The sequence below is a fragment of the Actinomycetes bacterium genome, from assembly GCA_035489715.1.
GTDB lineage: Bacteria > Actinomycetota > Actinomycetes > JACCUZ01 > JACCUZ01 > DATHAP01.
Genome location: DATHAP010000044.1, coordinates 24,093 through 30,153, shown reverse-complemented (window position 1 = coordinate 30,153; position 6,061 = coordinate 24,093). Strand labels below are relative to the sequence as shown.

The following is a 6,061-nucleotide window of genomic DNA, read 5'->3' as shown; positions in this document are numbered from 1 at the left end:
CCGGCGGCTACGTCACCTACCGCGGCCGCCACTTCCACGTCGACTCGGCCAAGCTGTGGGACCTGCCCGACGAGCTGCCGCCGATCGGCGTCGCAGTCTCGGGCAAGCAGTCCTGCGAGCTCGCCGGCGAGCTCGCCGACGTGATGGTGGCCGTCGAGCCGGAGGCCGAGCTGGTCCAGCAGTTCGAGGCCGCCGGTGGCAGGGGCAAGCCGAAGGTCGGCCAGCTGCCTATCTGCTTCGACCGTGACCGCGACGCCGCGGTGGCCCGGGCGCACGACCAGTTCCGCTGGTTCGGCGGCGGCTGGAAGGTGAACGCCGAGCTGCCGGGCACCGCGGCCTTCGACGCGGCCTCGCAGTTCGTCACCCCCGACGACGTGGCGCAGTCCATCCCCTGCGGTGACGACCCCACTGCCATCGCCGAGGCGCTCAAGCCCTTCGCCGACGCCGGCTTCACCGAGGTGGCGCTGGTGCAGGTCGGTGGCGGGCACCAGGGCGAGTTCCTCGACTTCGCCGAGAAGGAGCTGTTCCCGCACCTGCGCGACGCCTGACCTCAGGACGGCGGGACGACGAAGGCCGCCACCCCGGAGGGTGGCGGCCTTCCTGTCGTACGTCGCGCGGGCCGGTCAGTCGCTCCCGCGCAGGATGGCGATCAGCCGGAGGAACTCGATGTAGAGCCACACCAGGGTGACGACCAGACCGAACGCGGCGAGCCACGAGTAGCGCTGGGGGAGGCCGTTCTTGACGCCCTGCTCGGCGAAGTCGAAGTCGAGGATCAGCATCGCGGCGGCGATCGTGATCGCGATCAGGCCGATACCGATGCCCATCCAGCCGCTGCGCAGACTGTCGCCGGTGAAGAGGACCACCCCGAGGTTGACCAGGCAGAAGACCAGGTAGCCGCCCATCGCGATGAGCACGCCGCGCTGGAACTTCGGCGTCGCGCGCACCCGGCCGCTCTTGTAGGCCCACAGGGCGACCGCGAAGACCGCCAGCGTGCCGAGCACCGCCTGGCCGACGATGCCGTCGTAGAAGTCCTCGTAGAGCGCGCTGATGCCGCCGACGAAGAGGCCCTCGAGGCCGGCGTAGGAGAGCACCAGCGCCGGGTTGGTCGACTGCTTGAACGAGACGACCAGACCGACCACCAGGCCGGCGATCATGCCGCCCCAGGTCAGCAGCGGGCTCTGCAGGTAGAAGTTGAGCGCTGCCAGCGGGACCAGCACGGCGAACATCAGGCCGGTCTTGATGACGACGTCGTCCATCGTCATCCGGCCGGTCTGGACGCCGGTCGCGGGCGGGGCGTTGTACATCTCCTCGAGCTGCCCCGTGGACGCGGCAGCCGTGGTCTCGTTGAACGTCGCGTATCCGCGCCTCGAGAACGCGTCGCTGCGGTTGAAGACCGGGTTCCGGCTCTCCATGAGAAGTCCCTCCAAGGGGCTCCGGGCACGCCTTTCGCGTGCAGATGTCCTGCCGTCAGCCTAACGGGCGCGGCGCGGGCGGTGTTCCCGCTCCCCCGGCGGTGCGTGGGGTGCCCCCGGTGGGAGTCGAACCCACACAATGACCCCGCTTTTAAGGCGGGCGCCTCTGCCAGTTGGGCTACAGGGGCCGGCAGTCAGCCGAGGGTAGGCGAGGGCGGGCGGTCAGAGGTAGACCCGTCGGGCGTGCAGCGCGTGAGCGCCGGCCACCCGGTCGAGGAAGAGCAGGCCGTCCAGGTGGTCCACCTCGTGCTGGACGGCGCGGGCCTCGAAGGCGTCGGTCTCCAGCCGCACCAGCCGTCCGGTGCCCGGCTCGAGGCCGGTCACGACGAGCCGGGTCGCCCGCTTGACGTCCCCGGTCAGGTCCGGGACCGACATGCAGCCCTCCCGGCCGCGCTCCCACCGGGTCGCCTGCTCGACCACCGGGTTGACCAGCACGAACGCGCCGTGGACGGTCCGCGCCTTGGAGTGGCCGGTCACGTCGAGGGAGAACACCCGGGCGGCGACACCGACCTGCGGGGCGGCCAGCCCGACGCAGCCGGGCGACACCCGCTGGGTCGCGAGCAGGTCGGCGGCCAGCGCCGTCACCTCGTCGTCCAGCGCGTCGACCTCCGGCGACGGCTGCGCCAGCACGCCGGCCGGTGCCCGGACGACCGGGAGCACCCGGCCGGCCGGCCCGCCCCCGGTCCTCACAGCAGGTCTGGCTCGACCGGGCGCAGCGACACCTGCACCCCGAGCTCCGCGCCGACGGCTGCCAGGCGGGCTCCCAGCGCACCGGCGTCCGCCGCGGCCGCCAGGTCCACCTCGGCCACCACGACGTAGAGGTCACCGGAGAGCCGTGTCGTCAGGTCCGTGACGTTGCCGCCGGCCGCAGCCACCTCCGCGGTCACCGCGGACACGATGCCCGGCCGGTCCCCGCCGTGGACGGACAGCAGGTACGGCGCCCCGATGCCTCGGGGCGGGTCCTCGACCGGCATCTCGCGCACGGCCACGTCCAGTGCCCCTCCCGCGGCCAGGGGGGCGAGTGCCGCCTCGACCTGGTCGGTCGCGGCGTCGGCGCTGGCCACCAGGACCATCGCGAAGTGCCCGCGCAGCAAGGTCATCGACGAGTCCTCGAGGTTGGCGCCGAGACCCGCCAGCAGACCGGTCGCCTCCGCGATGATGCCGGGCCGGTCGCGACCGATGACGGTCACCGCGAGGAGCGCCATGTCAGGACCCCGCCAGCCAGTCGCGGGTGTGCGGCAGGCCGCTCGCGCCGCCCGCCGGCGGCTTGACCGCGAGCACCTGGTTCACGCCGATCCGGTTGCGCTCGAAGCCCAGCGCCGACCCGGCCATGTAGAGCCGCCAGACGCGTGCCCGCCCCGGCGACGTCAGCTCGACCGCGCGGTCCCACCCCGCCTCGAGGTTGCGCACCCACGCCCGCAAGGTCTGCGCGTAGTGCTCGCGCATTGCCTCCACGTCGCGGACCTCGAAGCCCACCTCCTCGAGCCGGCCGACGGTGGTCGCGAGCGGAAGCAGGTCACCGTCGGGGAAGACGTAGGCCTCGATGAAGGACGTGCCTTCCCGCTTGGGTCCCGGGCGGCGCGAGATCTGGTGGTTGAGCAGCCGCCCGCCCGGGACGAGCAGCGTGAGCAGCTTCGCGGCGTACTCCGTGTAGGCCTCCTCGCCGACGTGCTCGGCCATGCCGATGCTGGAGATGACGTCGTAGGGGCCGTCGTCGATGTCGCGGTAGTCCTGGACCCGCACCTCGACCCGGTCGCCCACCCCGGCCGCTGCCAGCCGCTCGCGGGCCAGCCGGGCCTGCGGCTCCGACAGCGTGATGCCGACGGCAGCGACGTCGTAGGTGGTCGCGGCGTGCAGCAGCAGCGAGCCCCAGCCGCAGCCGACGTCCAGCAGCCGGTGCGGCCCGGGCAGGTGCAGGCCGAGCTTGCGGCACACCAGGTCGAGCTTGTCGCGCTGGGCGTCCGCCAGCCCGTACGCCGGGTCGTCGGCCGCGCGCCAGTAGGCGCAGGAGTAGACCATCGACTCGCCCAGCACGATCCGGTAGAAGTCGTTGCCGACGTCGTAGTGGTGGGTGACGACGGTGCGGTCGCGGTCCTTGCTGTGCCGCCGGCCTGACACCACCGCCTCCTCGGGAGGGGGCGCCGGCGCCCGGCCCACGCCGGCAGTCCGGGCCACGACGGTCGCGAGCTCCGCCTTCTGCCGCACGGTCAGGGTGCGAGCGTGCTGGTGCTCGTCGTCGTGGAAGGGCAGCGCACGCAGGATGTCGTAGACGTCGCCCTCGAAGTCGATCAGGCCGCCGACGTAGGCACGGGCCAGGCCGAGCTCGTTGGGCTCCTGCGCGACGTACCGCACGGCGTCTGGCGAGCGCACGTCCACGGCGGGTGCGTCGGCCGGCCCGGCCTCGGAGCCGTCCCAGGCGCGCACCCGGATCGTCGGCTCGGCGGCGAGCACCATCTCGAGCAGCCGGAGCAGGGCGTCCGCGATGCCGATGCCCGCGAGCTGGCCGTCGGCGGCCCGCTGGGTCCGGCTGCGCAGCCTCATCGGGTCGCCTCGCTGAACTCCTCACGGGGCCGCTGCAGCGACCCGAGCGCGACGACGTCCCGCTTGAAGAACAGGGCCAAGGTCCAGTCGAGGACCACCCGGACCTTCCGGTTGAAGGTCGGCACCCGGCTCACGTGGTAGGTGCGGTGCATGAACCACGCCGGGAAGCCACGCAGCTTGATGCCGTAGACCTGGGCGACGCCCTTGTAGATGCCGAGGGAGGCCACCGAGCCGACGTGCTTGTGCGCGTAGGAGCTCGGCGTGCGGCCGCGCAGGACGACAGAGATGTTGTCGCCGAGCTGCTTCGCCTGGCGCACCGCGTGCTGGGCGCTGGGGCTGCACATGGCACCCGGCGGGCCGGTCAGGTCGGGCACCGCGGCGCAGTCGCCCGCCGACCAGGCGTCCGGTGTGTCCTCCACCCGCAGGTCCGCGTAGCACTTGAGCCGGCCCTTGTCGTCGACCGGCATGCCGGTCGCCGCGAGCATCGGGTTGGCCTTGACCCCGGCCGTCCAGACCACCGTCTCGGCATCGAACTCCTCGCCGTCAGAGAGCACGATGTGCCCGTCGACGCAGGACTCCAGCCGGGTCTCCAGCCGCACGTCGATCCGGCGCTGTCGCAGCTGCTCCACCGTGTAGCGGCCGAGGTCCTCACCGACCTCGGGCAGGATCCGGTTCGACGCCTCGACGAGCACGAAGCGGATGTCACCCTTCGACAGGTCGGGGTAGTAGCGCGTGGCGTAGCTGGTCATGTCCTCCAGCTCGCCCAGCGCCTCGATGCCGGCGTAGCCGCCGCCGACGAAGACGAAGGTCAGCAGGGCCCGCCGGGCCGCGTGGTCGGTGACGGTGGTGGCGATGTCGAGCTTCTCCAGCATCGCGTTGCGCAGCGCGATCGCCTCCTCGACCTGCTTGAAGCCGATGCCCTGCTCGGCGAGACCGGGGATCGGCAGCGTGCGTGCGATCGAGCCGGGCGCCAGGACGATGACCTCGTAGGACAGGTCGTAGGCCTCGCCGCGCACCGGGTGGATCCGGGCCACCTTGCGGCGGTGGTCGACCGAGTCGACCCGGCCGGTGAGCACCTCGCACTTGTCGAGCACCCGCCGCAGCGGGACGACGACGTGGCGGGGCTCGACGCTCCCTGCGGCGGCCTCGGGGAGGAACGGCTGGTAGGTCATGTACGACCGTGGGTCGACGACGATGACCTCGACGGTCTTGTCCTGCAGCTCCTTCTTCAGCCGCTTCTGGAGACGCAAAGCGGTGTACATGCCGACGTATCCGCCTCCTACGACGAGGATGCGGGTGCGCTCCTTGGAGGCCGCCGTGTTGACCATGGCTCAGAGCGTAGAACCGCCGCTTCCTAGATGTGCAGCCCGCCCCAGCACCTGGTCCAGCATGGGCGCGGTGAGGCGGCCGGTGAAGGTGTTCTGCTGGCTCGGGTGGAAGGACCCGAGCACCGTCAGCGGGCCGACCGCGACCTCGGCGGCATGGCCGAACCGGGGCCGCGGGCGAGGCACCGGCAGCCCCTGGCGGGCCAGCGCCGTCAGCAGCGCCTGCCACGCGAAGGCGCCCAGGGCGACGGCCACCCGCAGCCCGGGGAGGACCAGCTCGAGCTCCCGGTCCAGCCACGGCGCGCAGGTGTCGCGCTCGACGGGCGTCGGCTTGTTGTCCGGCGGCGCGCACCGCACCGCTGCGACCATCCGGGTGCCGACGAGGGCCTGGCCGTCGCCGGCGTGCGTGCTCGTCGGCAGGACGGCCAGTCCCACCCGGTGCAGCGAGGCGAAGAGCCAGTCGCCGCTGCGGTCGCCGGTGAAGATGCGACCGGTCCGGTTGCCGCCGTGCGCAGCCGGCGCCAGGCCGACCACCAGGACGGTCGGCCGGTCTGCCCCCCACCCGGGGATCGGACGGCCCCAGTAGGTCTCGTCGGCGTAGGCCCGGCGCTTCTCGCGGGCGACCTGCTCGCGCCAGGCCACCAGCCGCGGACAGGCGCGGCACCCGGTCACAGCTGTCTCGAGGTGGCGCAGGTCGGGCGACCTCAGGGCGTACGCCTGGAC

Annotated in this window: 7 protein-coding genes and 1 tRNA gene; 1 reads left to right on the top strand and 7 read right to left on the bottom strand. The window is 72.6% G+C overall.

Annotation, left to right across the window (positions count from 1 at the left end; translation table 11 throughout):
* Positions 1 to 548 (top strand): TIGR03557 family F420-dependent LLM class oxidoreductase (locus VK640_03905; GenBank protein HTE72332.1); only part of this gene is annotated, 548 nt, incomplete at its 5' end.
* 75 nt (positions 549 to 623) lie between these two features.
* On the opposite strand, the gene VK640_03900 is transcribed toward VK640_03905, so the two are convergent.
* From VK640_03900 to VK640_03870, 7 genes are all read right to left on the bottom strand, one after another.
* On the bottom strand, positions 624 to 1,412 hold the full coding sequence (locus tag VK640_03900) for a Bax inhibitor-1/YccA family protein (GenBank protein ID HTE72331.1): 789 nt from the start codon (positions 1,410 to 1,412) through the stop codon (positions 624 to 626).
* 111 nt (positions 1,413 to 1,523) lie between these two features.
* Positions 1,524 to 1,600, bottom strand: a tRNA-Leu gene (locus VK640_03895).
* Positions 1,601 to 1,634: 34 nt separating this feature from the next.
* The gene (locus tag VK640_03890; GenBank protein ID HTE72330.1) at positions 1,635 to 2,162 is read right to left on the bottom strand and encodes a peptide deformylase; all 528 of its coding nucleotides are present in this window, start codon (positions 2,160 to 2,162) and stop codon (positions 1,635 to 1,637) included.
* The gene (locus VK640_03885; GenBank protein ID HTE72329.1) at positions 2,159 to 2,677 is read right to left on the bottom strand and encodes an ACT domain-containing protein; all 519 of its coding nucleotides are present in this window, start codon (positions 2,675 to 2,677) and stop codon (positions 2,159 to 2,161) included. The genes VK640_03890 and VK640_03885 overlap by 4 nt, the downstream gene beginning before the upstream one ends.
* A gap of 1 nt (position 2,678) precedes the next feature.
* Complete coding sequence (locus tag VK640_03880; protein HTE72328.1) at positions 2,679 to 3,926, bottom strand: cyclopropane-fatty-acyl-phospholipid synthase family protein; 1,248 nt, start codon at positions 3,924 to 3,926, stop codon at positions 2,679 to 2,681.
* A gap of 83 nt (positions 3,927 to 4,009) precedes the next feature.
* The gene (locus VK640_03875) at positions 4,010 to 5,341 is read right to left on the bottom strand and encodes an NAD(P)/FAD-dependent oxidoreductase (protein HTE72327.1); all 1,332 of its coding nucleotides are present in this window, start codon (positions 5,339 to 5,341) and stop codon (positions 4,010 to 4,012) included.
* 3 nt (positions 5,342 to 5,344) lie between these two features.
* Entirely contained in the window at positions 5,345 to 6,046 is a 702-nt protein-coding gene (locus VK640_03870; GenBank protein ID HTE72326.1) for a uracil-DNA glycosylase, read from the bottom strand.
* Positions 6,047 to 6,061: the final 15 nt, after the last annotated feature.

Bases quoted from the DNA above. Each gene is read 5' to 3' on its own strand.
- VK640_03875 (HTE72327.1), bottom strand. From the start codon at position 5,341: ATGGTCAACACGGCGGCCTCCAAGGAGCGCACCCGCATCCTCGTCGTA.
- VK640_03900 (HTE72331.1), bottom strand. From the start codon at position 1,412: ATGGAGAGCCGGAACCCGGTCTTCAACCGCAGCGACGCGTTCTCGAGG.
- VK640_03880 (HTE72328.1), bottom strand. From the start codon at position 3,926: ATGGTGCTCGCCGCCGAGCCGACGATCCGGGTGCGCGCCTGGGACGGC.
- VK640_03885 (HTE72329.1), bottom strand. From the start codon at position 2,677: ATGGCGCTCCTCGCGGTGACCGTCATCGGTCGCGACCGGCCCGGCATC.